At 71.5% G+C, this 25,587-nt stretch carries 22 protein-coding genes; 8 read left to right on the top strand and 14 right to left on the bottom strand.

What is annotated here, in order from left to right; all coding sequences use genetic code 11:
• Positions 1-117: 117 nt before the first annotated feature.
• Entirely contained in the window at positions 118-1,821 is a 1,704-nt protein-coding gene (locus tag CCS38_RS25870) for an amidohydrolase (protein ID WP_223735724.1), read from the bottom strand.
• Between the two features lie 163 nt (positions 1,822-1,984).
• On the opposite strand from CCS38_RS25870, the gene CCS38_RS25875 reads away from it, so the two are divergent.
• The 3 genes from CCS38_RS25875 to CCS38_RS25885 all read left to right on the top strand — a co-directional run bounded on the left by CCS38_RS25875 (position 1,985) and on the right by CCS38_RS25885 (position 4,808).
• On the top strand, positions 1,985-2,980 hold the full coding sequence (locus tag CCS38_RS25875; RefSeq protein ID WP_223735725.1) for a LysR family transcriptional regulator: 996 nt from the start codon (positions 1,985-1,987) through the stop codon (positions 2,978-2,980).
• A gap of 113 nt (positions 2,981-3,093) precedes the next feature.
• A complete protein-coding gene (locus CCS38_RS25880; protein ID WP_223735726.1) occupies positions 3,094-4,179 on the top strand; it encodes an S-(hydroxymethyl)mycothiol dehydrogenase in 1,086 nt (361 codons plus the stop codon).
• Complete coding sequence (locus CCS38_RS25885; RefSeq protein WP_223735727.1) at positions 4,179-4,808, top strand: MBL fold metallo-hydrolase; 630 nt, start codon at positions 4,179-4,181, stop codon at positions 4,806-4,808. Before CCS38_RS25880 ends, CCS38_RS25885 begins: the two co-directional genes overlap by 1 nt.
• Positions 4,809-4,862: 54 nt before the next feature.
• Here the strand turns inward: CCS38_RS25885 and CCS38_RS25890 are convergent, their stop codons facing one another.
• The gene (locus tag CCS38_RS25890; RefSeq protein ID WP_308050874.1) at positions 4,863-5,801 is read right to left on the bottom strand and encodes a TIGR03619 family F420-dependent LLM class oxidoreductase; all 939 of its coding nucleotides are present in this window, start codon (positions 5,799-5,801) and stop codon (positions 4,863-4,865) included.
• A 127-nt stretch (positions 5,802-5,928) separates the two neighbouring features.
• Between CCS38_RS25890 and CCS38_RS25895 the strand changes: the two genes are divergently transcribed.
• The 3 genes from CCS38_RS25895 to CCS38_RS25905 all read left to right on the top strand — a co-directional run bounded on the left by CCS38_RS25895 (position 5,929) and on the right by CCS38_RS25905 (position 11,281).
• Positions 5,929-6,663: a type 1 glutamine amidotransferase gene (locus CCS38_RS25895; RefSeq protein ID WP_223735728.1), complete on the top strand. Its 735-nt coding sequence runs from the start codon at positions 5,929-5,931 to the stop codon at positions 6,661-6,663.
• A 344-nt stretch (positions 6,664-7,007) separates the two neighbouring features.
• Positions 7,008-9,791 (top strand): pyruvate, phosphate dikinase, encoded by a 2,784-nt coding sequence (gene ppdK, locus CCS38_RS25900; protein WP_223735729.1) that lies wholly within the window; start codon positions 7,008-7,010, stop codon positions 9,789-9,791.
• Positions 9,792-10,273: 482 nt separating this feature from the next.
• Positions 10,274-11,281, top strand: coding sequence for an ArsR/SmtB family transcription factor (locus CCS38_RS25905; protein ID WP_223735730.1), 1,008 nt, complete (start codon positions 10,274-10,276; stop codon positions 11,279-11,281).
• Here CCS38_RS25905 and CCS38_RS25910 read toward each other — a convergent pair.
• From CCS38_RS25910 to CCS38_RS25960, 11 genes are all read right to left on the bottom strand, one after another.
• The gene (locus CCS38_RS25910) at positions 11,259-12,419 is read right to left on the bottom strand and encodes an alkaline phosphatase PhoX (protein ID WP_223735731.1); all 1,161 of its coding nucleotides are present in this window, start codon (positions 12,417-12,419) and stop codon (positions 11,259-11,261) included. The two genes, CCS38_RS25905 and CCS38_RS25910, sit on opposite strands and share 23 nt — an antisense overlap.
• 141 nt (positions 12,420-12,560) lie before the next feature.
• On the bottom strand, positions 12,561-13,499 hold the full coding sequence (locus CCS38_RS25915) for a TauD/TfdA dioxygenase family protein (RefSeq protein ID WP_223735732.1): 939 nt from the start codon (positions 13,497-13,499) through the stop codon (positions 12,561-12,563).
• Between the two features lie 233 nt (positions 13,500-13,732).
• A complete protein-coding gene (locus tag CCS38_RS25920) occupies positions 13,733-14,569 on the bottom strand; it encodes a carbohydrate ABC transporter permease (protein ID WP_223735733.1) in 837 nt (278 codons plus the stop codon).
• Between the two features lie 3 nt (positions 14,570-14,572).
• Entirely contained in the window at positions 14,573-15,487 is a 915-nt protein-coding gene (locus CCS38_RS25925; RefSeq protein WP_223735734.1) for a carbohydrate ABC transporter permease, read from the bottom strand.
• Positions 15,484-16,752 (bottom strand): ABC transporter substrate-binding protein, encoded by a 1,269-nt coding sequence (locus tag CCS38_RS25930; protein ID WP_223735794.1) that lies wholly within the window; start codon positions 16,750-16,752, stop codon positions 15,484-15,486. Before CCS38_RS25930 ends, CCS38_RS25925 begins: the two co-directional genes overlap by 4 nt.
• 139 nt (positions 16,753-16,891) lie before the next feature.
• Complete coding sequence (gene pcaDC, locus CCS38_RS25935) at positions 16,892-18,067, bottom strand: bifunctional 3-oxoadipate enol-lactonase/4-carboxymuconolactone decarboxylase PcaDC (protein WP_223735735.1); 1,176 nt, start codon at positions 18,065-18,067, stop codon at positions 16,892-16,894.
• 69 nt (positions 18,068-18,136) lie between these two features.
• Positions 18,137-19,537: a 3-carboxy-cis,cis-muconate cycloisomerase gene (gene pcaB, locus CCS38_RS25940; RefSeq protein WP_223735736.1), complete on the bottom strand. Its 1,401-nt coding sequence runs from the start codon at positions 19,535-19,537 to the stop codon at positions 18,137-18,139.
• The gene (pcaG, locus tag CCS38_RS25945; protein ID WP_223735737.1) at positions 19,524-20,102 is read right to left on the bottom strand and encodes a protocatechuate 3,4-dioxygenase subunit alpha; all 579 of its coding nucleotides are present in this window, start codon (positions 20,100-20,102) and stop codon (positions 19,524-19,526) included. The genes pcaB and pcaG overlap by 14 nt, the downstream gene beginning before the upstream one ends.
• Complete coding sequence (gene pcaH, locus CCS38_RS25950) at positions 20,102-20,869, bottom strand: protocatechuate 3,4-dioxygenase subunit beta (RefSeq protein ID WP_223735738.1); 768 nt, start codon at positions 20,867-20,869, stop codon at positions 20,102-20,104. The genes pcaG and pcaH overlap by 1 nt, the downstream gene beginning before the upstream one ends.
• 9 nt (positions 20,870-20,878) lie before the next feature.
• The gene (locus CCS38_RS25955) at positions 20,879-21,667 is read right to left on the bottom strand and encodes a CoA-transferase subunit beta (RefSeq protein ID WP_223735739.1); all 789 of its coding nucleotides are present in this window, start codon (positions 21,665-21,667) and stop codon (positions 20,879-20,881) included.
• Entirely contained in the window at positions 21,667-22,509 is an 843-nt protein-coding gene (locus tag CCS38_RS25960; RefSeq protein WP_223735740.1) for a CoA transferase subunit A, read from the bottom strand. Before CCS38_RS25960 ends, CCS38_RS25955 begins: the two co-directional genes overlap by 1 nt.
• Before the next feature lie 118 nt (positions 22,510-22,627).
• On the opposite strand from CCS38_RS25960, the gene CCS38_RS25965 reads away from it, so the two are divergent.
• The gene (locus CCS38_RS25965; protein WP_223735741.1) at positions 22,628-23,065 is read left to right on the top strand and encodes a MarR family winged helix-turn-helix transcriptional regulator; all 438 of its coding nucleotides are present in this window, start codon (positions 22,628-22,630) and stop codon (positions 23,063-23,065) included.
• 67 nt (positions 23,066-23,132) lie between these two features.
• On the opposite strand, the gene CCS38_RS25970 is transcribed toward CCS38_RS25965, so the two are convergent.
• Positions 23,133-23,885 (bottom strand): IclR family transcriptional regulator, encoded by a 753-nt coding sequence (locus CCS38_RS25970; protein WP_223735742.1) that lies wholly within the window; start codon positions 23,883-23,885, stop codon positions 23,133-23,135.
• A 195-nt stretch (positions 23,886-24,080) separates the two neighbouring features.
• On the opposite strand from CCS38_RS25970, the gene CCS38_RS25975 reads away from it, so the two are divergent.
• Positions 24,081-25,430 (top strand): MFS transporter, encoded by a 1,350-nt coding sequence (locus CCS38_RS25975; RefSeq protein ID WP_223735743.1) that lies wholly within the window; start codon positions 24,081-24,083, stop codon positions 25,428-25,430.
• Positions 25,431-25,587: the final 157 nt, after the last annotated feature.

Consider the following 25,587-nt stretch of genomic DNA (forward strand, 5'->3'; position numbering starts at 1 on the left):
CGATGCCGCCCCGACGGCACGATCCCTCGGGCGACCCGCACCCAGTCCTCATAACTGCTGTCGAGCGTGGGGCTCATTGCGGCCTCCTTGTCTGGTGGTGGTGCTGCCGCGGCGCGGTCAGTGGGTGGTGTGGACGATCTCGCCGTTGAAGACGGTCATGGTGATCGGGAGGGAGGGGATGTCTTCCGGGGGTGTGTGGAGGAGGTCGCCTGCCAGGACGCAGAGGTCGGCGGATTTGGTGGGTTCCAAGGAGCCCTTCCAGGATTCGGCGAAGTCCTGGTGGGCGGCGTAGGTGGTGTAGGCGCGGAGGGCCGTTTGGAGGTCTACGCACTGGTCGGGGCCGCTGGGGCGGCCGGTGGCCTTGGAGCGGCGGAGGAGCATGGAGGAGACGCCGGCGCGCCAGTTCGGGTAGGTGATGGGGGCGTCGGAGCTGGCCGTGACGGGGATGCCGGCGTCGACGGCGCTGCGTACGGGCCATTGGTACGCCGAGCGTTCCGGGCCGACGACGGTGTCCATCAGGTCGGCTATGGCGTCCTTGACGCCGGGGTTCATGTTGGCGCCCCAGCCGTGTTTCGCGAGGGTGGCCAGGGCTCGGGGGGACGCGAAGTCGCCGTGGATGATGTAGTGGCGGGCGTCCGGGCGCGGGTGGTCGAGCTGGGCGGCGGCGAAGGCGTCCACGACGGCGTCGATGCCCGCGTCGCCGGTGATGTGGACGCCGAGTTGGTGACCCCTGATATGCGCCTGGCGGACGATCGCGCGGAGTTCGCCGACGCGCTGGGCGTGGGTGTGGCCGTGCAGGCAGAGGCTGCCGTGGCCGCCGCCGGTCGCGTACTCCTCGGACATCCAGGCCGTACGGCTGGGCGGTACCCCGTCGGCGAAGAGCTTGACGCCGAGGACGGAGAGGAGCCGGGGGTCGGCGCCGTCGCAGAGTCCTTCGAGGGCGGCCAGGCGGTCGGGGAGGTCGGCGGCCGCGCCGCCCATTTCGAGGGGGAGGAGCAGGACGCTGACACGGGCGCGGAGTTGACCCTCGCGTGCCATTCGCGCGTACACCTTCAGCGTCGCGGTGTCGGCCGAGCCGAGAAAGAGGCTCTTGCCGCCGGGGCCGAGGCCCGGCTCGGTGAAGCTGGTGATGCCCTCGGCGTGGCAGACGTCGATCGCGGCCCGGATCGCGGCCTCGCGGGCCGCCTCGGTCATGGCCGGGATGACGGTGTTGACCAGCTCCTGGGCGCTCTCGCGGAGGATGCCGGTGAGGGCGCCGTCGGCGCGCCGCTCGATGACGCCGCCGGGCGGTACGCCGGTGTCCTCGGTGATGCCCGCCGCCGCCAGGGCGCGGGAGTTGAGCCAGGCGGTGTGCCCGGAGAACTCGTACAGGAGGACCGGGTGGTCGGGGGAGACCTCGTCCAGGTCCCAGCGGGTGGGCGTGCGGGCGCCGTCCTTGCGGCACTCGTCGAGGTAGCCGATGTCCCAGCCGTTGCCGAAGATCCAGGTTCCGGGCGGCTGCCGGTCCGCCTGGGCGCGTACGGCCTCCCGGATGTCCGCGAGCGAGGAGACGGCGGGGGCCGAGACGTCGACGGCGAGCGGCGGGCGGGTGGCGCCGAACGCGCAGCCGTGGAGGTGCGAGTCGTTGATGCCGGGGAGGACGGTGCCGCCGGCGAGGTCGACGACCTCCGTACGCGGGCCGATGAGCGGGCGCAGCTCGGCGGTGGTCCCGGTGGCGGCGATGACGCCGCCGCGCACGGCGACCGCCTCGGCCGTACGGAACGCGGCGTCGAGGGTGAGGACCTGGCCGTTGAGGAGGACGAGATCGGCGGGAGCGGGCACGGCAGCTCCTTGTGGTGGCGTTCGTTTGGGGTCAAACTTAATGCGAGAGTGCGGGGGAGGCGCAAGAGGGCGGCAGGGGATTTTGGTGGGGCGCCGAGTGCCGTACGCTGCGGCATGCGCAACCCGTTCCGTCATGAGGTCCCAGCACCTACAGTGCTTAATCGTGGAACTCAGGCACCTGGAACACTTCGTCGCCGTCTCCGAGGAACAGCACTTCACGCGCGCCGCCGAACGGCTGCACATCGCCCAGTCCGGCCTCTCCGCCTCCGTACGCGCCCTGGAACGCGAACTCGGCGCCGATCTCTTCGCCCGCACCACCCGCCGCGTCCAGCTCACCGCCGCGGGGCGGGCCTTCCTCGTGGAGGCGCGCCGCACGCTGGCCGGCGCCGCGGCGGCGCGGGAGGCGGTTGCGGCCGTACGCGGCCTCTTCACCGGCACCCTCGCCGTCGGTACCGAGCAGTGCATGGGCATCGTCGACCCGGTCTCGCTCCTGGCCGACCTGCGCGGACGCCACCCCGGCGTCGAGGTCCACATGGTCCAGTCCGGCTCGGCGCACCTGCTGGGGGAGGTCCGTCGCGGCGCCCTGGACCTGGCGTTCGTCGTGTACGAAGGGCACGAGGAGGGCGTGCGCATCCGGCCCGTGGCGACCGAGCCGATGATGCTGCTGTGCCGCCCGGACCACCCGCTGGCCGCCGACGGCATCGTCGCCCCGGCCGTCGGGCCGGCCTCCGGCCCGCAACCGCTCGTCACCTCCGGCCCGCAGCCGCTCGCCACCTCCGGCCCGCAGCCGCTCGTCTCCCCGGCCCCGGCCCCGCAACCGCTCGCTCCCCAAGCACTCGCCGGCGAGGTCTTCGTGGACCTGCACCGCGACTGGGGCGCCCGGCGGGCCGCCGACGCGCTGTTCGCCGCCGCGGGCACGCGCCGCACGGTGGCGATGGAGGTCAACGACGTCTACACGCTCCTCGACCTGGTCGCGCGCGGGATGGGCGTGGCGGTCGTGCCCCGCCCGGTCACGCACAAGGACCAGGCGCGCGGGCTCGCCTCGGTGCCGCTCGCCGCCGACACGGTGTGGAACGTGGGCATCGCCGTGCCCCGCAGCGGCCGGCTCTCGCCCGCGGCCGAGGCGCTGCTGGCTTCCATTGAGCACGACAAGCGATGAATGCGATCAGAACTGGATGTTGGACGCGGTACCCGCGCGAGCGCGAGGGTGGTCCCGGGCGGGCAGGACAGGAGTCCCGTCCCAGCGAACTGACGTGGCGAAAGGCTGCTCCCATGGCGCAGGAAGTACGCGGAGTCATCGCACCGGGGAAGAACGAGCCGGTACGGGTGGAGACGATCGTGATCCCGGATCCCGGCCCCGGTGAGGCGGTCGTGCAGATCCAGGCGTGCGGGGTGTGCCATACGGATCTGCATTACAAGCAGGGCGGGATCAACGATGAGTTTCCGTTCCTGCTGGGGCACGAGGCCGCTGGTGTCGTGGAATCGGTCGGTGAGGGCGTTACGGATGTGGAGCCCGGCGACTTTGTCGTTCTGAATTGGCGTGCGGTGTGTGGGCAGTGTCGGGCGTGTCTGCGGGGGCGTCCGCAGTACTGCTTCGATACGCACAACGCCAAGCAGAAGATGACGCTGACGGATGGCACCGAGCTGTCGCCCGCCCTCGGCATTGGCGCGTTCGCGGAGAAGACGCTGGTGGCGGCGGGGCAGTGCACGAAGGTGGACCCGGGTGTCTCGCCTGCGGTGGCGGGGTTGCTGGGCTGCGGTGTGATGGCGGGTATCGGTGCGGCGATCAATACCGGCAATGTCGGGCGGGGCGACTCGGTTGCGGTGATCGGCTGTGGTGGGGTCGGTGACGCGGCGATCGCGGGAGCCCGGCTCGCCGGTGCCGCGAAAATCATCGCGGTGGACATCGACGACCGGAAGCTGGCGACCGCCGAGACGATCGGCGCCACGCACACGGTGAACTCCAAGGCCGCGGACCCGGTCGAGGCGATCCGCGAGCTGACCGGCGGCTTCGGCGCGGATGTGGTCATCGAGGCGGTGGGCCGTCCGGAGACGTACAAGCAGGCGTTCTACGCCCGTGACCTGGCCGGGACGGTGGTCCTGGTGGGCGTGCCGACGCCGGAGATGACGCTGGAGCTGCCGCTGCTGGACGTCTTCGGGCGCGGCGGGGCCCTCAAGTCGTCCTGGTACGGCGACTGCCTGCCCTCCCGTGACTTCCCGATGCTGGTCGATCTGCACCAGCAGGGACGGATCGACCTCGGCGCGTTCGTGACCGAGACGATCGGCATCGGCGACGTGGAGAAGGCGTTCGCGCGGATGCACGAAGGCGACGTTCTCCGCTCGGTGGTGGTGCTGTGATGGCGGCGCGCATCGAGCACCTGGTCACCTCCGGGACGTTCTCCCTCGACGGCGGTACCTGGGACGTCGACAACAACGTGTGGATCATCGGGGACGACAAGGAAGCAGTCGTCATCGACGCCGCGCACGACGCCGAGGCCATCCTGGGTGCCGTCGGGGACCGTCGCCTGCTGGCGATCATCTCCACGCACGCGCACAACGACCACATCGACGCCGCGCCGGAACTCGCGGACCGGGCCGCCTCCCCGGTCCTGCTGCACCCGGACGACTGGCCGCTGTGGAAGCTGACCCACCCCGAGCGGCTGCCGGACGGTGAGCTGGAGGACGGGCAGGTCTTCACGGTCGCCGGTACGGAGCTCACCGTGCTGCACACGCCGGGGCACGCGCCCGGCGCGGTCTGCCTGTACGCGCCGGCGCTGGAGGCCGTGTTCACCGGGGACACCCTGTTCGCGGGCGGCCCCGGCGCGACCGGCCGGTCGTTCTCCGACTTCCCGACCATCGTCGAGTCGATCAAGGAACGGCTGCTCGGCCTGCCGCCGCAGACGAAGGTGTTCACCGGCCACGGCGACAGCACCACCATCGGCGACGAGGCCCCGCACCTGGAGGAGTGGATCGCCCGCGGCCACTGAGCCGCCACCGCTCACCGCACACGGCCCCGCAGCACGAGCCCTCAGTACGGCCCCTCAGGACGTCAGCCGCTCCACCCGCCGCATCACCTCGCGGCAGAAGCGGCCGACGTCCTGCGGGTCGTCGGTGAACTGCGACGGCTTGATGCAGAACGTGCCGAAGCCCTGCGCCATCTGCTCCGGCACGCTCTCCAGCGCGCGGCCCAGGTCGGCGACCGCGTCCGGGCCGGGGAACACCGCCCGCGTACCGCCGATCATCTCCAGCTCGTCCATCGAGCGGCCGGCCTCCGCCATCGCCGCGCGCAGCTTCTCCAGCTCCTCGGGGGCCGGCCGGCCCAGTGGGTTGAAGCCGTGGCCGTAGCGGACCAGGCGGCGCAGCAGTGGTCCGTGCAGCGAGCCGCCCCCGAACCACAGCTCCGGGCCGCCGGGCCGGTACGGTTTGGGCTCCAGGTGGACGTCGGAGAAGGCGTAGTGCTCGCCCTCGTACGTCGCGGGGGAGGGGCGCCAGAGCGTTTCCCACGCCGCAAGGTGCTCGTCCAGCAGCTTGCCGCGCTTCCCGAACGGTACGCCCAGCGCCGCGTACTCGTCCCGGCTCCAGCTCACCGTCGGCAGGACGACCAGCCGCCCCTTGCTGAGCAGGTCCAGGGTGGCCAGCTCCTTGGCGAGGACGAGCGGGTGGCGGAGCGGGGCGAGGATCGCGCCGGCGACCAGCCGCAGGCGTGCGGTCACGGCCGCGATGGCGCTGAGCAGGACGATCGAGTTGGGCCAGGGGGTGCCCGGGTCCTGGTTGCCGGGGAGCGCGTACTCGCGGGGGTTGGGCATCACGCCGAGTGCGCCGGAGTCGGGGCCGAGGACAAGGTGCTCGCTGAGCATGACCGAGTCGAAGCCCGCGTCCTCGGCCTCGCGGGCCCAGCGGATCAGCGCTTCCAGGTCGCAGCGGCCGCCGGTCATGGTCCAGTTCTCGCTGAGGACGAGCAGCATGCGGGGGGACGGCACAGTGCCTCCAGGTCGGTCGGCGAGGGTTCTCCGGTGCCGTCCGACGTTATTGTTTGAGATCAAACGACACAAGAGGCCGGTGCCGGAACGGCGCGCGGCCGCAGGTCCCGAACCGAACGAGGTCTCCATGACGAAGCGCGCCCTGGTCATCGCCCACGACCACCTCTCCGCCGCCGGCCATGTCGGCGACCGGCTGGCGCAGCGCGGATACGCGCTCGACGAACTGCTCGTGGTCCCCGCCGAGCGGTACGCGACTCCGGACGTCGAGCCCCGGTTTCCGGCGGCCGCCGAATATGACCTGATCCTGTCGCTCGGCGCGCCCTGGTCGGTGAATCGCATGAACGAGTGGATACGGGCGGAGCTGGACCTGCTGCGGGACGCGCGGCGGTGGGGCATACCCGTGCTCGGCATCTGCTTCGGCGGGCAGCTGCTGGCCGCCTCGCTCGGGGGCTCAATTGAGCGCGCCCCGCGCTTCGAGCTCGGCTGGACGGAGGTCGAGGCGGACGAGCCGGAGCTGGTCGGGCCGGGGCCGTGGTTCCAGTTCCACGGGGACCGGTGGCTGCTCCCGGAGGCCGTACCGGACGAGGGTGGCGCCGGTCTGCCGCTCCGCGAACTCGCGCGCAACGAGGTCGCGTCGCAGGCGTTCGTCTGCGGGCGGTCGCTGGGGGTGCAGTTCCATCCGGAGCTGACGCCGGAGGTGCTGCGGGCCTGGTTCGACGGCGATGACACGGGTGTCGCGGAGTCGCTCGGCGCCGACCCCGATGCGCTGGTCAAGGAGGTGCGGGCGGCACTTCCCGAGGCGCGGGAGCGGGCGTACGCGCTCGTGGACGCCTTCCTGGAGCGGGTCGCGGCGGCGGGGTGACAGCGGTGTTACGTGTCCGCCGGCGGGTCCGAATCGTGGGATCGGAGGGCCTCGCGGCGCGTGATTCTCGCCACCCTTGATAAGGGTCGCGCTCAGATGAGCGATTCATCGGGGTTCTATGTCTCCAAAGCTGGCACTGGGTGCCATGAGTCTTGAGTTCAAGTGATCAAGAGAACCGTCGCGCTCCGTGCGGAACCGGCCATGATCACCCGCACCTTTCGGAGTCATGAGTTCAGAAGATGAATGCATGAGGCCGACATAGGCAACTTTCGATCTGTTGGCTGACGCCGGGTTACGGGCGTATGTCGACCGAGTGGACGTACCCATGCGCCTTCGATCTGGGTATGTTCCTCGCCGTCAGGGCAGCCCGTCCGCGAGGAGTCAGTCCCGTGTCGGAAACACAAGATCCCCACGTATCCCCGTCCGCCGACGCGGTGAAGTTCGTCTACGACTTCACCGAGGGCAACAAGGACCTGAAGGATCTGCTCGGCGGGAAGGGTGCGAACCTCGCCGAGATGACCAATCTGGGACTTCCCGTCCCGCCCGGTTTCACCATCACCACCGAGGCGTGCAAGGAGTACCTGGAGAGCGGCGAGGAGCCAGCGGCACTGCGTGCCGAGGTCACCGCGCATCTGGACGCGCTGGAGCGCCAGATGGGCAAGAAGCTCGGGCAGGCGGACAACCCGCTGCTCGTATCGGTCCGTTCCGGTGCGAAGTTCTCGATGCCCGGCATGATGGACACCGTGCTGAACATCGGGCTCTCGGACGAGTCGGTGAACGGCCTCGCGGAGCAGGCCGGTTCCGAGCGCTTCGCGTGGGACTCGTACCGCCGCCTCATCCAGATGTTCGGTAAGACCGTGCTCGGCGTGGACGGTGACCTCTTCGAGGAGTCGCTGGACGAGGCCAAGAAGGCCAAGGGCGTCAAGGTCGACGTCGAGCTGGACGCGGCCGACATGAAGAAGCTGGTCGGCCAGTTCAAGGAGATCGTCTCCAAGGAGACGGGCCGCGACTTCCCGCAGGACCCGCGCGAGCAGATGGACCTCGCGGTCCGCGCGGTCTTCGACTCGTGGAACACCGACCGGGCCAAGCTGTACCGGCGCCAGGAGCGCATCCCGGGCGACCTCGGCACGGCGGTCAACGTCTGCTCGATGGTCTTCGGCAACCTCGGCCCGGACTCCGGTACCGGCGTCGCCTTCACCCGCGACCCCGCCAGCGGCCACCAGGGCGTGTACGGCGACTACCTGCAGAACGCGCAGGGCGAGGACGTCGTCGCCGGTATCCGCAACACCGTTCCGCTCGCGGAGCTGGAGCAGCTCGACAAGAAGTCGTACGACGAGCTGATGCAGATCATGGAGACGCTCGAAACGCACTACAAGGACCTGTGCGACATCGAGTTCACCATCGAGCGCGGCAAGCTGTGGATGCTGCAGACCCGCGTCGGCAAGCGGACCGCCGGTGCGGCCTTCCGTATCGCGACCCAGCTGGTCGACCAGGGCCTGATCGACGAGGCCGAGGCGCTGCAGCGGGTCAACGGCGCGCAGCTCGCGCAGCTGATGTTCCCGCGCTTCGACGAGAAGGCGAAGACCGAGCTGCTCGGCCGCGGCATCGCCGCCTCGCCGGGCGCGGCCGTCGGCAAGGCCGTCTTCGACTCGTACACCGCGGTGAAGTGGTCGCGTTCGGGCGAGAAGGTCATCCTGATCCGCCGCGAGACCAACCCCGACGACCTCAACGGCATGATCGCCGCCGAGGGCATCCTGACCTCGCGCGGCGGCAAGACCTCGCACGCGGCCGTCGTCGCCCGCGGCATGGGCAAGACCTGTGTCTGCGGCGCCGAGGAGCTGGAGGTCGACACCAAGCGGCGCTGCCTGACCGCGCCCGGCGGCGTGGTCATCGAGGAGGGCGACGTCGTCTCCATCGACGGCTCGACCGGCAAGGTCTACCTCGGTGAGGTCCCGGTCGTCCCGTCCCCGGTCGTCGAGTACTTCGAGGGCCGGATGCACGCCGGTGCCGATGACGCCGACGAGCTGGTCAAGGCCGTGCACCGGGTCATGGCGTACGCGGACCGGGTGCGCCGGCTGCGGGTACGCGCCAACGCCGACAACGCCGAGGACGCCGCGCGCGCCCGCCGGTTCGGCGCCCAGGGCATCGGCCTGTGCCGCACCGAGCACATGTTCCTCGGTGAGCGGCGCGAGATGGTCGAGCGGCTGATCCTCGCGGACACCGGCGAGGAGCGCGAGGCGGCCCTCGCCGAGCTGCTGCCGCTCCAGAAGGGCGACTTCGTCGAGCTCTTCGAGTCGATGGACGGGCTGCCGGTGACGGTGCGGCTGCTGGATCCGCCGCTGCACGAGTTCCTGCCCGACATCACCGAGCTGTCGGTGCGCGTCGCGCTCGCCGAGTCCCGCAAGGACTCCAACGAGAACGACCTGCGGCTCCTCCAGGCCGTGCACCGGCTGCACGAGCAGAACCCGATGCTGGGTCTGCGCGGCGTCCGCCTCGGCCTGGTCATCCCCGGCCTGTTCGCCATGCAGGTACGGGCGATCGCGGAGGCCGCGGCCGACCGCCGGGCCGCCAACGGCGACCCGCGTGCGGAGATCATGATCCCGCTGGTGGGCACCGTCCAGGAGCTGGAGATCGTCCGCGAGGAGGCCGAGCAGATCATCGCCGAGGTCGAGCGCGCCCGCGGCGTGGACCTGGGGCTCAGCCTCGGCACGATGATCGAGCTGCCCCGTGCGGCCCTCACCGCCGGGCAGATCGCCGAGTCCGCCGACTTCTTCTCCTTCGGCACGAACGACCTCACGCAGACCGTGTGGGGCTTCTCCCGGGACGACGTGGAGGCCAGCTTCTTCACCGCGTACCTGGAGAAGGGCATCTTCGGCGTCAGCCCGTTCGAGACGATCGACAAGGACGGCGTGGGCTCGCTCGTACGGAACGCCGCCGAGGCCGGCCGGGCCACCCGCCCCGACCTCAAGCTCGGCGTGTGCGGCGAGCACGGCGGCGACCCCGAGTCGGTGCACTTCTTCCACGAGGTGGGCCTGGACTACGTGTCCTGCTCGCCGTTCCGCATCCCCGTGGCGCGCCTGGAGGCGGGCCGCGCGGCGGCGGAGTCCAAGGGCAGCGACAGCCGCTGACCCGAGCCGGGGCGCGGGCACAGACCTGACCCCCTGAGCGCGTCTGCCGGCCGGTGCACGAAACACCGGTCGGCAGGCGGTACAACGGCCGGCTCGCCGGCCGCGGACGACCGGAGCCGCTGTATGGGCCCCCGACCCTCAGCCTGTGGGCGGCTCCGGATCGCTGAAACGAGGGCGGCACCTGTGCGGAGGTGCCGCCCTCGCCTTTTCCGGACTCCCCCCTCGGGAGCTGCCGCCGCCAGCTCGGCCCGGGCGGCGGCCTTCGGCGGGTAGCGGGACGGCCGGTGATGACTCGTCACCCCCCACGGGTCCGAGCAATCCGTGCCATCCGTATCGCCACCGAATTGAGCAACAGCATTCCGGGAGTTCGCCTCCGACGCGACCCTTTTCAAGTCTGGCCAAAAGGACGTGGTAACCCCACGTGGCCGTGTGCATACTCAGGTGCTCGGGGGCCGACAACGGATGGCGATGGTGGGGTTTCGGTGCTGCGCGTCCATTTCAGTGGACCGGATCTGGCCCGCGTGCGGATTGCCGCACGCCCTGATGTGCTCTGGGAGACCGTTTTAAGTTTTCACCGACTTCGCGACCGGCAGGGTGGTACGGCCCTGAACGAATGGCGTACGGAAACCCGCTCCCGGTTGAATGGTGAAACACGTTATCTCGCCCCGCTGATCCCTACCAAGGGATATTTTCCCGATTTCCTGACGCCCCCCGAGGGACTGCTCGGAATCGATGACGCACTCGCCGCGCTCAAGGCGACACCGGCCCCCCGATTGCACCGGGATCTCACCCGGCTGACCGAGGGCCGCCCGCCCCAGCCGTGGGTGCGCGACCTCGCCCAGGGCGACACCCGGCCGCTGCACCGGCTGGCCGGCGTCCTGCGGCACTACCACGACGCGGCCATCGCGCCGTACTGGCCGCACCTCCAGGCCCGTATCGAAGCGGACCGGGCGAGCCGCGGCCGGGCCCTGCTGGACGGCGGCGCCGACCGGCTGCTCGGCTCGCTGCCGCCGATGATGCGCTGGCGCCCGCCCGTCCTGGAGACGGACTATCCGGTCGACCGCGATCTACGGCTGGACGGGCGCGGGCTGCTGCTGGTCCCGTCGTTCTTCTGCCGCCGCACCCCGGTCACCCTGCTCGACCCGGAGCTCACACCCGTCCTGGTCTACCCCGTCGAGCACCAGGCGCCGCGCCCCACGGCCCCCGCGGCGCCGGGCCGTTCGCTCGGCAGGCTCGTCGGCCGCACCCGCTCCGCGATCCTGCGCGGCATCGGCGGCGGCTGCACCACCAGCGAACTGGCCCGGCGCGCCGAGGTGTCGCTGGCCTCCGCGAGCCAGCACGCGACCGTGCTGCGGGAGGCCGGACTGCTGGTCACCCTGCGCCAGGGCAATGCGGTACTGCACACCCTCACGCCCTTGGGCGCCGCCCTCATACGCGGCGGCGCCCCGGCGGATCCGGTACCGGCGGCTACGCCCGGAACGGCCCCGTGACCTCGTAGGTGATGCCGCCGGACGAGCTGCCGGTCGTGCCGCGCTGGCTGGAGAAGTACAGCCGCTTGCCGTCCGGCGAGAACGCCGGGCCGGTGATCTCGGAGCCCGACTGGCCGTTGATCCGCAGGAACGGTGCCACGACGTCGTCCGGCGTGATGACGCAGATCTCCATGTTGCCGCCGTCCTCGGCGACGTAGAGGTCGCCGGAGGACGCGCCGGTGACGTTGTCGACTCCGGTCAGCGGCGCGTTGCCGCCGCTGACCAGCGAGTCGTCGTACGCCAGCTCGTACGTGTTGTTCGCCAGGTTCAGCTGCCAGAGGCGGTTGTCGCCCTTGGTGGTGAACCACACCGTGTCGTTGGCGTAGTGACAGCCCTCGCCGCCGTTGAAGTGCTTGGCGCCGGAGACCTGGGTACGGGTGGTGGCCGGCGAACCGTCCGGGTCGGGCACATTCGCCCAGCTGAAAGAGCCGGAGGTGGCGGTCCCCGCGACCAGCACCTGGAGCTGCCCGGCCGACAGATCGCCCCAGGTGGTCGGCACGAAGCGGTACAGACAGCCGTCCGACTCGTCCTCGGTCAGATAGATCACCTTGCGCACCGGGTCGGCCGCGGCCGCCTCGTGCTTGAACTTGCCGAGCGCGTCCCGGCGGACGGCCGCCTTCGCCCCGAACGGGTCCGTCTCGTACACCGCGCCGAGCGAGACCTCCTCGCAGGAGAGCCAGGTGTTCCACGGCGTTCTGCCGCCCGCGCAGTTCTGCCGGGTGTTGGACAGGATGCGGTACGCGCCGGTGATCGCGCCGGTCGCGCCGAACTTCACCGCGCTGACGCCGCCGCCCGGATTGATCTCCGAGTTGGAGACGTAGATCCAGCCCGTGCCGTCGGCGAAGCAGGCACCGCCGTCGGGGGCGTTGTGCCAGGTGTAGCCGGTGCTGCCCACCTGCCGGCCGGACCGGGCGATGACCCGGCTGGTGAAACCGGCGGGCAGCTGGATGCCGTTGGCGTCCGCGGCGCCGAGCGCACCGTACGGGCCGGAGCCCGGCTGGGCGGGGGCCGCGTACGCGGCACCGGGCATCAGGGTCCCGCCGAAGGCGGCCGCCGAGGCGCCGATGACGGCCCCGCGCAGGAAAGTACGACGTTCCACGGTCACTCCACGTGTGTCGTGAGACCCCGGCCGCCGGGCGGCGGCCGGGGTGACGCGAACTGCACCGTAAGAGGCCCGAGTTGACGTGGCCTCAACAAGCGGTAACGGGAGGCCGGACAGTCCTGCTGAGGCCGCACAGTCCTACTGCGGCCGGTCGCCCGCGATCGCGACCCGCTCGGCGACCCGCCCGTGCGGGGCGTAGTCGGCCACCGCATAGTGCTGCGTCGCCCGGTTGTCCCAGAACGCCACGTCGCCCGCCTGCCAGCGGAACCGCACCTGGTACTCCGGCACATGGGCCTGCTGGAACAGCAGCCGCAGCATCCGGTCGCTCTCCGCCCGGTCCCAGCCGACGATGCGGGTGGTGAAGGAGGTGTTGACGAAGAGCATCTTCCGGCCCGTCTCCGGGTGGCGGCGCACCACCGGGTGCTCGACCGGCGGGAACTGCTCCTGGAGCGGGGCGAGCCGCTCGGCCGGGTAGAAGCGCGAGAAGCCGGGGATGAAGTCGTGCACGGCGCGGGCGCCGTGGATGCGGTCCTTCACCTCCTGCGGCAGGTTGTCGTACGCGGCCGCCATGTCCGCCCACATCGTGTCCCCGCCGAACGGCGGCACCTCGCGCAGCTGGAGCACCGCGCCCAGCGCGGGCCGCTCCCGGAAGGTCACGTCCGTGTGCCAGACGTTCTCGAAGGTGGGGGCCGTGGGGTCCTTCTTGTCGAACCGCACCACCTCCTCGCTGGCCCCGCGCGCCAGCAGCGGATTGGTCTCCAGCTCACCCCAGTTGCGGGCGAACGCGGCCTGCGCGCCGGAGGTCAGGTGCGCGCCGCGGAAGAAGAGCACCTTCCACTCCAGCAGGGCCCGGTTCAGCTCGGCGCGGAGCGCGTCGCCCAGCGGCCGGGACAGGTCCACGCCGCGGATCTCGGCGCCGATGGTGCGGCCCTGCGGTACGACCTCGAAGCGCTCGTACGGCCGGTCCTCCCAGCCTTCGGGCAGCCGGTTCAGGACGCGTACGCCTTCGTAGAGGCCGTCGGCGGGGATGCGGTGGTCGCGCAGGGCAGGGGCGGTGGGTACGGCGATGGCCGTCATCTGATCCTCCTGAAGAGACAGAGGTGTGCAGGAAGGAGAAGGGTGAGAAAAGGGAAAAAGGGGGAGAAAGCCGGAGCGAACGGCTCAGCGGCAGGAACAGACCGGGGGAGAACCCACCCGGCCACGGCGGCTCAGGAAGCTGAGACCGCGGGGCGCGCACTCACCGCGGGGGCCGCAGAACTGCGGCTCCTGCTCACGGGAGGTCGGTCGCGCCATCATGCTGGCACCGTACATCAATCGTCGATGCCTGTCCGCTCCACCCCCGCGACGATGTACCGCTGGAGCAGGAAGAACACCAGGATCAGCGGCAGGATCGAGACCGCGGCCGCGAGGAACAGCTCGTGGAGATTGACGTTCTGCGCGGTGGTGAACGTCGACAGCGCCACCTGCACCGTCCACGCCTCCCGGTCCTGGCCGATCACCAGCGGCCACAGGAAGGCGTTCCACGCCCCGATGAAGACGATCGTGCCGACCGCCGCGAACACCGGCCGCGAGTTCGGCACCACCACGCGCCAGTACGTCCGCCAGTACCCCAGCCCGTCCACCCGCGCCGCGTCCTCCAGCTCGCGCGGGAAGCCGAGGAAGTACTGCCGGAAGATGAAGCACGCAAAAGCGGAGAAAAGGGTGGGAATGATCAGGCCGCGCAGCGTCGAGATCCAGCCGAGGGAGGAGACCAGCACGAAGCTGGGCACGAAGGTGACCGCGGCCGGGACCATGAGCGTGCCGAGGATCGCGTAGAAGACCGCGTTCGCGTGCCGGTACGGAATGCGGGCCAGGCCGTACCCGGCCAGCGAGGCCAGCAGCAGCGTGCCCAGCGTCGTGGCCACCGCGATCACCGTGGAGTTCAGCAGCGCCCGCGCCATCGGCAGATTCGGGTCCGCGGACAGCTCGGCGATGTTGCCCCACTGCAGCGAGCGCGGGAAGAACGTCCAGTCCGGCGCGGTGATGTCCGCCTCGGTCGCCAGCCCGTTGCGCAGCAGCAGGTAGAACGGGATCAGGAAGAGCAGCGCGAGGGCGATCAGCAGGACCAGCCGCAGGGCCCGGCCCGCCCGGATGAGTGCCTGGTCCACCGGTCAGTCCTCCTTGCGGCCCAGCCCGAACCAGCGGGCCTGGACGATGGTCGCCACCGCGATGATCAGCGCGAGGATCACCGCGCCCGCGCTGCCGAGCCCGAGGTTCTGCTCGCTGCCGAGCGCGATGTAGTACAGGTAGACCAGCGGCGGCCGGGCGTACGGCGGATACCCGCGGGCGTCGGAGAGCAGGTTGTAGAACTCGTCGAACGCCTGGAAGGCGTTGATGACGAGGAGCAGGACGACGGCCACCGAAGTCGCCCGCAGCTGCGGGAAGGTGATGTGCCGGAACGTCTGCCAGCCGGGCTTCGCGCCGTCCACCGCGGCCGCCTCGTACAGCCGCGGGGAGATCCGCTGCAGCCCGGCCAGGAAGAGGATCATGTAGAAGCCGGCCTGGAGCCAGAGCCGTACGGTGACGATCACCAGCCAGTACCAGGGCGGATCGGTCGTCGACAGCCACGCCGTCTGGTCCGCGCCGAACCACCCCAGCACGGTGTTGACCAGCCCGAACCGTACCCCGTTGAAGATCGACAGCTTCCACACCAGCGACGCGACGACATAGCTGCACGCGGTCGGCAGGAAGAAGACCGACCGGAAGAACGCCTGCGCGAACCGCACCCGGTTCACCATCAGCGCCAGCCCCAGCGACAGCACATACGTCGCCGGCACGATGAACGCCGAGAACAGCAGGAACGTCCCCAGGCTGCTCAGGAACGCGTCGTCGCCCAGCATCGCGACGTAGTTGTCCAGTCCGACGAACTTCGTCGGCGTCACGGTGTTGTGCGCGTCGAAGAAGCTGAGCCAGACGCTCCACAGCAGCGGCACGTACGTGAACAGGGCCAGCCCGACCGCGAACGGACCGACGAACACCCAGAACCACAGATTCCGGTTCTGGGGGCCCAGCAGCGTGCGGATCACTTCTTCTTGACCCGGTCCAGCTCGGCCTCGGTCTTCCGTACGACCGTCTTCAGCTCCGTCTCCGGGTTCGCGCCGTCCTTGATGATGCGGCTGACCGCGTCCTGGTAGGCGGTCTTCGCGGCGGTGGTCCACAGCAGCGGCTCGGCATAGCCGAGATCGGTGGCGTACGCGACGGCGTCGGCGGCCGCGCCCGCGCGCAGCTCCTTCGCCTTTTCGGCGAGGGAGAGCCGGGCCGGGATGTGGAAGCCGTAGGAGAGCGCGAAGTCGCGCTGGTAGTCCGTGCGGTCGATCCACAGCCACTTCGCGAAGGTCACCGCCTCCCTCTTGTGCTTGCTGCGCGCGCTGACCGCCGAGCCGTACGCGCCGACCGGCACCGCGTTCTTGCCGCCGGAGCCGTCCTTCGGGAACGGCAGCACCCCGAAGTCGTCCCCCAGCGCCTTCTTCACCTCCGGCAGCGCCCACAGCCCCGACCACTGCATCGCGGTCAGGCCCTGGGTGAGCGCGTCCGGGTCGGACCAGTCGGTGGGCGCGCCGAGGAGGAGGGACTTGTCGGCGTACAGCTCATGGATCTTCCCGAGCGTCCGCGCGGCGGCCGGGTCGTCGAAGCCGACCTTGCCGTCCTCGGTGACGATGGACAGCCCGGCGGCGTACAGCGGGGTGCCGCCGAGCGCGCCCGCGCCGCCGTCGTTCCCCAGGAACAGCCCCTTGACCTTGTTCTTCTTGCCCTTGGCGGTCAACTCGCGGGCGGCGTCGACCAGTTCGTCGAGCGTGCGGGGCGGCCGCACCCCGGCGTCCTTCAGCAGGCTCTTGCGGTAGTAGAGCAGCTGCATGTCGATGACCTGCGGGATCGACCAGATCTTGTCCTGCCAGATCTTCGGCGCGAGGACGGCCTGATTGAAGTCGTCCTTGACGGGCTCGACGGCGGAGGTCAGATCGACGACCTGGCCGCCGCGGATCTGGTCCAGCGTCGGGCCGTTGACCTCGAAGACGTCGGGCCCGGAGTCGGTCAGCAGGGCGGCCGCGGTCTGCCGGTCGTAGTCGCCGGGCCGCCACTGGACGGTGACCTGCGCCTTGTCGTACGCATCGGCGTACCGTTTCACCGCCTGCTCGGTGCCGGGCTCACCGTACTGGTGGTACCACTGGCTCAGCTCCGGGCCCGAACCTCCGCCGCTCCGGCCGGTGTTGGAGCCGCAGGCCGCCAGTGCGCCGGTGAGCGCGATACCGCCGCCGGCCGCCAACAGCCGCCGTCTGCCGATGTCCGTCATGCCTGCTGTCCCCCAGCGCTCGATGATCGACCCGGTGCGGCGACCACTCTGCCGCACCGGTGTGATGCACGCATGGCAACAACATGAAACGCGCGGGGGATCATTCCGGCCGGGGCTGTACGCACCCCCGCCGCGCAGGTCACTCCAGCTCGGCGAGCACCTCCTGTGCGATGCCGAAGGCGGCGTTGGCGGCCGGGACGCCGCAGTAGATGGCGCTCTGCATCAGGACCTCGCCGATCTCCTCGGGGGTGAGGCCGTTGCGTACCGCGGCCCGTACGTGCATGGCCAGTTCGGCGTGGTGGCCGTGGGCGATCAGCGCGGTCAGCGTGATGCAGCTGCGGGTGCGGCGGTCCAGGGTGTCGCCGGTCCAGATCTCGCCCCAGGCGTAGCGGGTGATGAAGTCCTGGAAGCGGGCCGTGAATGGGGTCTTCCCGGCCTCGGCGCGGTCCACGTGCGCGTTGCCGAGGACGGCGCGGCGGACGGCCATGCCGGCGGCGTGCCGGCCCGCGTCGTCGGTGGGTGCCTCGGCCGGTTCGGCGCCCGCGTCCGGGCCGGGCGTGAAGTGCGCGGCCAGCGCGGCGGTCACCGGGCCCGGCCGGTCCACGCCCGCGAGGTGGTGGGCGTCCGCGACCTCGGTGAGGCTCGCGCCCGGGATGCCGTCGGCGATCTCGCGGGCGTGCGCGGGCGGCGTCGCCGGGTCCTCGCGGCCGGCGACGACCAGCGTGGGCACGGTGATGCCGGAGAGCCGGTCCCGGACGTCGTACGAGGCCAGCGCCTCGCAGCAGGCGGCGTAGCCGGCCGGGTCGGTGTCCAGCAGGTCCTTGATCAGCGCCTGCCCGCGGTGCGCCGCGGCGAACTCGGGCGCGAACCAGGTGCCCGGACGGCTGGCCGCCATCGCCTCCGTGCCGTCCTTGCGGACCAGCGCGGCCCGCTCCCGCCAGGTCTCCGAGCCGCCGAAGTGCGCCGAGGAGCACACCACGGCCAGCCGGGTCAGCCGCTCGGGGTGGTCGGCGGCCAGCGTCAGGCCGACCGCGCCGCCGATGGAGATCCCGGCGTACGCGAAGGTGTCCCAGCCCTGCGCGTCGGCCAGCCGCAGCACGAGCCGGGCCAGGTCGGCCATGGTCGCCTCGGCGGGCACCAGCCCGGCCGCCGAACCGCCGTGCCCCGGCAGGTCCCAGCGCAGCACGCGGTGGGTCCGGGTCAGGGCCGCCAGCTGCGGCTCCCAGACGTCGAGCGAGGTGCCGATGGACGGGCCGAGGATCAGCGGCGGCGCGTCCTGCGGTCCGTCGAGCCGGTGGTGGGGGAGCTCGGTCATGTGCGGGCCTCCTCGGGGGAGTTACGGGTACGGGTACGGATGGGGAGCGGGTGCCCGGCGGGGCGGCGGTCAGGCGCCCGTTGGTCCCGGCCGGCGCAGCGCGCGGGCGGTGAGGACGGCGGCGGAGCCGGTGTACGCGGCCGGGTCGGCCAGCGCGGCCAGCTCCTCCGGGGGCAGCGCGCCGGACACCTCCGGGTCGGCCCGCAGCACGTCGGCCAGCGTGCGGTCCTCCTCGACGGCGGTGCGGGAGGCGCGGGTCAGCGCGGCCTTGGCGGCCTGCCGTCCGAGTACCGGCGCGAGCGCGGCGGACAGCCGCTCGGCGGCCATCAGCCCCTTGGTCCGCATGAGGTCGGCGCGCATCCGGTCGGGGAACACGCGCAGGCCCTCCGCCAGCCCGGCGGCCTGCTCGGCGGCGCCGCCGGCCAGCCGCAGCAGCTCGCGCAGCGGCTGCCATTCGGCGTGCCAGGCCCCGGCCGGTCGCTCGTCCTCGGCGGCCAGCGAGCCCAGTACGGTCGCGGCGAGCCCGGGAGCCTGGCGCGCCGCAGCGGCGATGAGGGTGGCGCGCACGGGGTTGGCCTTGTGCGGCATCGCGGACGAGCCCCCGCCGCTGCCCTCGGCGACCTCGCCGCACTCGGTACGGGAGAGCACCAGCACATCCGCGGCGATCTTGCCGAGCGCGCCGACGGCGAAGGCGAGCGCCGACGCCAGGTCGGCGACGGGCGTCCGCAGCGTGTGCCAGGGGATCGTCGGCTCGTCGAGCCCGGTCTCCACCGCGTACGCGGCGATCAGCCGCTCCCCGTCCTCCGGCGCGAACGTCTCCGACAGCGCGCCGAACGCGGCCAGCGTCCCGGCCGCGCCGCCCAGCTGGGCCGGCAGCCGGACCGCGGCCAGCCGCTCATAAGCGTCCAGGACCAGCGCCCGCCAGCCCGCCGCCTTCAGCCCGAAGGTGGTCGGCACGGCGTGCTGGGTGAGGGTGCGGCCCGGCATGACCGTGTCGCGGTGCGCCTCCGCCAGCCCGTACAGCGCGGTCGCCGTACGGTCCAGGTCACCCAGTACCGGCGCCACCGTCCGCCGCGCGACCAGCATCGCGGCGGTGTCCCAGATGTCCTGGCTGGTGGCGCCCCGGTGGACGTACGCGGCGGTGTCCGGCGCGCTCTCCTTCACGGCCGCCGTGAGGTCCGCGACCAGCGGGATCACCGGGTTGCCGCCGGAGCGGGCACGCAGCGCGAGGTCGCGCACGTCGAACCGGCCGGCGCGGGCCGCGGCCGTCACCGCGTCGGCCGCGGCCGCCGGGGCCTCGCCGAGCGCGGCCTGCGCCCGGGTGAGCGCGGCCTCCGCGTCCAGCATGGCCTGGAGGAACGCGGCGTCTCCGGTCGCGGCCTCGGCGGCCGAACCGGCCCGGACGGGGGCGAGCAGCCCCACGTCGTCCGGCCCGGCGACGGATCCCTCGATGGGGTCAGTCGAAGGCAAGGAAGACCGTCTCCTTGTCGCCCTGGAGGTGGATGTCGAAGCGGTACGTGCGGTGCTTGTCCGCCTCGGCCCTGGCGAGAAGAGTCTCCCGCCGCGCGGGCTCCAGACCCGACAGCAGCGTGTCGCCGGCGGGTTCGTCGAGGTAGGCGCGGGTGAAGAGGTGGTGCAGCAGGCCGCGCGCGAAGACGCAGACGGAGAGGTACGGCGCGCCGCCGGGCGGCAGCGTGCGGATCGCGTAGTGGCCGTCGGCGTCGGTGGGCACCCGGCCGAAGCCGGTGAAGTCCACGCCGTTGCGGCCGTAGTAGCCGCCGGTCACCGGGTCGCGGCGGAGCGAGCCGGGCGCTCCGGTGAGCGAGCCGTCGGGGGCTGCCTGCCAGAACTCCAGCAGCGCGTCCGGGACGGGCTCACCGGCACCGTCGTACACATATCCGTGCACGGTGATCGTGTCCGGGTGCCCGGCGGGGGCGATCTCGCCGCCGTCGGGGAAGGGCAGCGCGTACCCGTAGAAGGGGCCGACGGTGTGCGACGGCGTGGGGGCGAGCGCGGGGGTGTGCTGCTCGGACATCAGCGGCCCTCCTCGATCCAGGTGGCGGACGGACCGTCCAGGACGATGTCCCAGCGGTAGCCCAGCGAGAACTCCGGCTGGGACAGGTCGTGGTCGTAGGTGGCGATCAGCCGCTGCCGGGCCGACTCGTCGGTCACCGAGCGCAGGATCGGGTCGTACGGGAACAGCGGGTCGTTCGGGAAGTACATCTGCGTGACCAGGCGCTGGGTGAACGCGTCGCCGAAGAGGGAGAAGTGGATGTGGGCGGGGCGCCAGGCGTTGGTGTGGTTCCGCCAGGGGTAGGCGCCGGGCTTGATGGTGGTGAAGGAGTAGCTGCCGTCGTCGCCGGTCAGCACCCGCCCCACACCCGTGAAGTTGGGGTCCAGCGGCGCGGGGTGGTCATCGCGCTGGTGGGCGTACCGGCCCGAGGCGTTGGCCTGCCACACCTCGACGAGCTGGCCGCGCACGGGACGGCCGCGGCCGTCCAGCAGCCGCCCGGAGACGGTGATCCGCTCGCCGAGCGGCTCGCCCGTGTGCTGCCTGGTGAGGTCGTTGTCGAGGGCGGTGACGTCGGTGTTGCCGAAGGCCGGGCCGGACAGCTCGACGGTCTCCGGGTCGCCGTGCACCGCGACCAGCGGCTGCTTGGGGTGGCGCAGCGCGCTGGAGCGGTACGGGGCGTAGTCGCGCGGCGGGTGGTGCGCGGCGGGCGCGCCGCCGGCCCGCGCCTTGTCGTACGCGTCCTGCAGCTCGGCCACTTCACGGTCGATGTCGTGCTGGGTGAGTGCCATGGTGGTCTCCTACCTCTTCCCTGCTGCCTTGAGTGCGCGCAACGCGGCCAGCTCCTCGGCGGTGGGCGGCGCGGTGGTGCCGACCTCGTCCGCGATCCGCAGCTCCCAGCCGGTGGCGGCTCGTACCTGGTCGACGGTGACGCCGGGGTGCAGCTCGGTGAGGACCAGCTCGGCGGTCTCCGGGTCCGGGCGCAGCACGCCGAGGTCGGTGATGACGGCGGTCGGGCCGGCGCCCGGCATGCCGAGCGTGGCGCGGTCCTTGGGGCCGGAGCCGTGCCCGAGGGTGGTGACGAAGTCCAGTGCCCGTACGAAGTTACGGGTGGAGTGGCGCAGCACCATCAGGACCTTGCCGCAGTTGGAGGCGATCTCCGGGGCACCGCCCGCGCCGGGGAGGCGGCCCTCGGGCTTGTCCGGGCCACGGTTGACCAGGGTGGTGTTGATGTTGGCGTACCGGTCGACCTGGGCGGCGCCGAGGAAGCCGACGTCGATCCGGCCGCCCTGCAGCCAGTAGTTGAACATCTCCGGTACCGGCACCACCGCGTCGGCGGTCTCGGCCAGTTCGCCGTCGCCGATGGACAGCGGGAGCGCGGTCGGCTTGGAGCCGATCGTGCCGGACTCGTAGATGAGGACCAGGTCCGGATTGACGGTGGCGCGGGCCAGGTTGGCGGCGGTGCTGGGCAGGCCGATGCCGACGAAGCAGGTCTTCGCGCCGGCCAGCGCGCGGGCCGCGTTGACCTCCATCAGCTCGTCGCGGGTGAACTGGGGGAACTCCGTCTCGGTGACGGGCGCTTCGGACATCAGGCGTTCGCTCCTTCGGCGTCGGCCACGGGCGCCTGAGCGTCGCGCACATGCGTCTCGATCCACTGGGTGAAGGCGTCGCGGTCCCGCGCGATGGGGTCCCACGCCTGGTAGAAGGCGTTGTCGCGGACGGTGTAGCCGGTGGCGTACGAGGGGTGGGCGCCGCCCGGTACGTGTACGACCGCGTCCAGTACCCAGGTGGGCAGGACGACGCCGCCGGGGCGCGGCTCCAGGGTGTCGACGATCTCCTCGACGGTGACCAGCACCCGGCTCGCGGCGAGCGCGGCCTCCTTCTGCACGCCGGTCAGGCCCCACATCTGCACGTTGCCCGCGCGGTCGGCCTGCTGGGCGTGGATGACGGTGACGTCGGGGTTGAGCGCCGCGACGGCCGCCAGCTTCTCGCCGGTGAACGGGCAGGTCACGGTCGAGACGGTGTCCGTACGGCTGGGGATGTCGCTGCCGCGGTAGCCGCGCAGGACGGCGAACGGGAGCTTGGAGGCGCCCGCGACGTAACGGTTCGCCATGCCGGCGTGGCTGTGCTCGTCCAGCTCCAGGGGGCGCGGCCAGCCGTTCTCGACGGCGTCGCGGAAGCGGTGCAGGGAGCCGACGCCGGGGTTGCCGCCCCAGGAGAAGACCAGCTTCTTCACCAGGCCCGCGCCGATCAGCTGGTCGTAGATGACGTCCGGCGTCATCCGGGCGAGGGTCAGGTCGGTGATGCCCTGGCGGATGATCTCGTGCGCCGCCGCGAACGGGATCAGGTGGGTGAAGCCCTCCATCGCGACGGTGTCCCCGTCGTGAATGAGGTCCGCCACGGCGTCGTGGAGGCTGCGAATCTCGGCCATCATCACTCCGCTAGTGGAAAATGCTCAGTGCACTGACTAAATCTTCAGTGGGCCGTAGACTTCCACCAAGGTTCTGATTCGTCAATGGTTCGCTGATGGTTCGCTCACGGGAGGCTCGATGGCTGCGGTCGATCTGAACACCCATCCCGGGCATCTGGCCCGCCGCCTGCAGCAGGCGCATTCGCTGCTGTGGGGCGCGATGGTGTCCGAGGAGATCACCTCGCCGCAGTTCGCCGTGCTCAACGCGCTGGTCGAGAAGCCGGACATCGACCAGCGCACGCTGAGCGAGCACGTTCACCTGGACCGCTCGACCATCGCCGACGTGGTCGCCCGGCTGGTACGGCGCGACCTGGTGGAACGGGTGCGCGACCCGCACGACGGCCGCCGCAACGTACTCAAGCTCTCCGACGAGGGCGCCCGTCTGCACCGCAAGCTCGTCACCCGCACGACCCGCATGAACCGGGTCTTCCTCGCCCCGCTGGACGAGGGCGAGCAGGAGACGCTGCTGCGCCTGATCGGCCGGGTCGCGGACGCGGCGGAGGAGCTGCGGGGCTAGCGGTCCGGGGGCTGCGTTTCTGAGGCCGCCGGGGCGTGGTCCGGTCCGTACGGCGGACCGCCGGCGCTCAGCCCGTGACGGGCAGGCCGCCGGCCACCGTGCGGGCCGCGGCCGTCAGGGACGCGACGAAGAGCGGCACCCGCTCGGCGGTGAAGCGCGCCGACGGGCCGCCGAAGGACAGCGTGGCGACCACCTCGCCGCCGCGCGAGCGCACCGGCACGGCCACCGACGACAGCCCCTCCTCGTGCTCGCCGTGGCTGACCGCGAACCCGGCACGCTCCGCCTCGGCCGCCCATTCCGTCAGCGTCCGGGCGTGCTTCGTGCCGTGCGGGGAGCGCCGCGCGACCCGCTCGACCAGCGATGCCTCCGCGTCGATCAGCAGGACCTTCGACGGCCCGCCGGCCCACAGCGGCAGCTCGTCCCCGACCCGTACGACGTGCCGCAGCGCCTGCGGGCCCTCCTCCTGGGCGATGCAGATCCGGTGCACGTCCCGCCGTACGTACAGGTGCACCGTCTCCCGGTGCTCGGCGGCCAGCTCGCGCAGTGCGCGCCGGGCGTTGGCCGGCAGCCGCCAGCCCTGGTCCGCCAGCCGGACCCAGCGCAGGAAGGTCGGGCCCGCCGTGTACCGGCCGTGCTCGTCCAGCCACAGCAGGCCGTTCATGCGGAGCGTCTGCAGCAGGCGGAGCGCGGTGGTCTTGGGCAGCCCGCTGCCCGCGACGATCTCCCGGAGGGTCAGCGCCGGGCGTTCCTCGCCGAAGAGTCCCAGGATGTCGATGGCCCGCTGAACCGTCCGCATGCCGCCGCTCTCGCTCTCGCTCATGGCGCCCAGTATGGATCCCGGTCCACTGTGCGGACCAGAGGTCACGCAGTCCTCCGGTTACTCGCCGGCAACCTCTTGTAGATAGTCAGCACACGTTCTATCGTCACCGCAGCCCGGACCGAGTGGTCCGTACAGCGGACCAGATCCCGCCGCGGACCCCGGTCCGCACCGCGGATCGGACGAAGGAGTCCTCGCATGAGCGCGACGATGCGCCCCGCACCACCCGTCGTACCGGAAACCGCCCGCCCCGCGCTCAGCCGCGCCCGGTACGGGCTGCTCGCCTGTCTCTTCGTCATCACGGCGATCAACTACCTCGACCGTACGAACCTCTCGGTCGCGCTCCCGCACATCAAGGACGAGCTGCACCTCTCCGGCACCCAGCAGGGCCTGCTGCTCTCCTCCTTCGGCTGGGCGTACCTGCTCCTCCAGGTGCCCGCGGGCCGGCTCATCGACCGGATCGGCGCCAAGCTCGCCTTCGGGTACGCGCTGGTGGGCTGGTCGCTGGCGACCGTCGTGGTCGCGACGGCGCGCAGCTTCGTCCCGCTGGTCGGCATCCGCGTCGCGCTCGGTGCCTTCGAAGCGCCCGCCTTCCCGTCCAACAACCGCCTGGTCGTGAACTGGTTCCCGGGCCGGGAGCGCGGCCGCGCCACCGCCACGTACACCTCCGGCGAGTACATCGGCCTGGCCGTCGCCGCGCCGGTGCTCTCCCTGCTCACCGTGCACTTCGGCTGGCGCTCGGTCTTCGTGATCACCGGCGCCGTCGGCCTGCTCTTCTCCGTCGTATGGTTCGCCAGGGTCTACGACCGCCCCGAGCACAGCCCGAAGGTGAGCGCGGCGGAGCTGGCGCACATCCGGCAGGCGGACGAACTGGAGTCCGCCGAGGAGATCGCCGCGGCCAAGGAGCAGGCGGCGGTGCTGGACACCAGCGTCTGGGCCGACCTGCGGGTCCTGCTGAGCAACCGGCGGCTGTGGGGCATGTACATCGGCCAGTTCGCCAGCGCCTCGGTCCTCTTCTTCTTCCTCACCTGGTTCCCCAGCTACCTGGTCGAGGAGAAGCAGATGGGGATCATCAAGGCCGGTTTCTGGGCCTCGGCGCCGTACCTCGCGGCACTGGTCGGCACGATGGCGGGCGGCGCGTGGTCCGACCGGATGCTGAACTCCGGGCGGTTCTCTCGTACGTTCGCTCGCAAGGCCCCCGTGATGATCGGTTTCGTACTTGCCTCGGTCATCGTCTGTGCGAACTTCACCAACTCCGTACCGCTGGTGATCACGTTCATGTCCATCGCGTTCTTCGCGCAGGGCCTGATGCAGAACAGCTGGGCGCTCTTCTCCGACGCGGTGCCGCGCCGGCTCACCGGCACCGGCGGCGGCGTCTTCAGCTTCGCCGCGAACGCGGGTGGTGTGCTGACGCCGCTGGTCATCGGCGTGATCGTGGACCGCACCGGCTCGTTCGCCTGGGCGCTCGGCTACATCGCGATCGTCGTCCTGGTCGGCCTGCTGGCATACGCCCTGCTCATCGACAAGGTGGAGCGCGTCGAGGGCTGAGCCTGAAGGGCCCTTTTTGGATCCCTTGTTCGGGCGGCCCTCGTCCGGGCGCTTGTCATGGCCCCCGTTTCTGTCGGCATTCCGGCTCGTTGGGTGAAGGAGCGGGTCCGGGTCGTGGCCGCCAATGCCGCCCGCCCCGGCCGCGCGAGCGGCATGG

Source organism: Streptomyces purpurogeneiscleroticus, assembly GCF_020024005.1.
In the GTDB taxonomy this organism is placed as follows: domain Bacteria; phylum Actinomycetota; class Actinomycetes; order Streptomycetales; family Streptomycetaceae; genus Streptomyces; species Streptomyces purpurogeneiscleroticus.

Coding starts and splice junctions, on each gene's coding strand:
- CCS38_RS25960 (WP_223735740.1), bottom strand. CDS start 22,509: ATGGCCGAGATTCGCAGCCTCCACGACGCCGTGGCGGACCTCATTCAC.
- CCS38_RS25880 (WP_223735726.1), top strand. CDS start 3,094: ATGGCGCAGGAAGTACGCGGAGTCATCGCACCGGGGAAGAACGAGCCG.
- CCS38_RS25955 (WP_223735739.1), bottom strand. CDS start 21,667: ATGTCCGAAGCGCCCGTCACCGAGACGGAGTTCCCCCAGTTCACCCGC.
- CCS38_RS25975 (WP_223735743.1), top strand. CDS start 24,081: ATGAGCGCGACGATGCGCCCCGCACCACCCGTCGTACCGGAAACCGCC.
- CCS38_RS25915 (WP_223735732.1), bottom strand. CDS start 13,499: ATGACGGCCATCGCCGTACCCACCGCCCCTGCCCTGCGCGACCACCGC.
- CCS38_RS25970 (WP_223735742.1), bottom strand. CDS start 23,885: ATGAGCGAGAGCGAGAGCGGCGGCATGCGGACGGTTCAGCGGGCCATC.
- pcaG (WP_223735737.1), bottom strand. CDS start 20,102: ATGTCCGAGCAGCACACCCCCGCGCTCGCCCCCACGCCGTCGCACACC.
- CCS38_RS25885 (WP_223735727.1), top strand. CDS start 4,179: ATGGCGGCGCGCATCGAGCACCTGGTCACCTCCGGGACGTTCTCCCTC.
- ppdK (WP_223735729.1), top strand. CDS start 7,008: ATGTTCCTCGCCGTCAGGGCAGCCCGTCCGCGAGGAGTCAGTCCCGTG.
- CCS38_RS25930 (WP_223735794.1), bottom strand. CDS start 16,752: ATGACGGACATCGGCAGACGGCGGCTGTTGGCGGCCGGCGGCGGTATC.
- CCS38_RS25895 (WP_223735728.1), top strand. CDS start 5,929: ATGACGAAGCGCGCCCTGGTCATCGCCCACGACCACCTCTCCGCCGCC.
- pcaH (WP_223735738.1), bottom strand. CDS start 20,869: ATGGCACTCACCCAGCACGACATCGACCGTGAAGTGGCCGAGCTGCAG.
- CCS38_RS25965 (WP_223735741.1), top strand. CDS start 22,628: ATGGCTGCGGTCGATCTGAACACCCATCCCGGGCATCTGGCCCGCCGC.
- pcaDC (WP_223735735.1), bottom strand. CDS start 18,067: ATGACCGAGCTCCCCCACCACCGGCTCGACGGACCGCAGGACGCGCCG.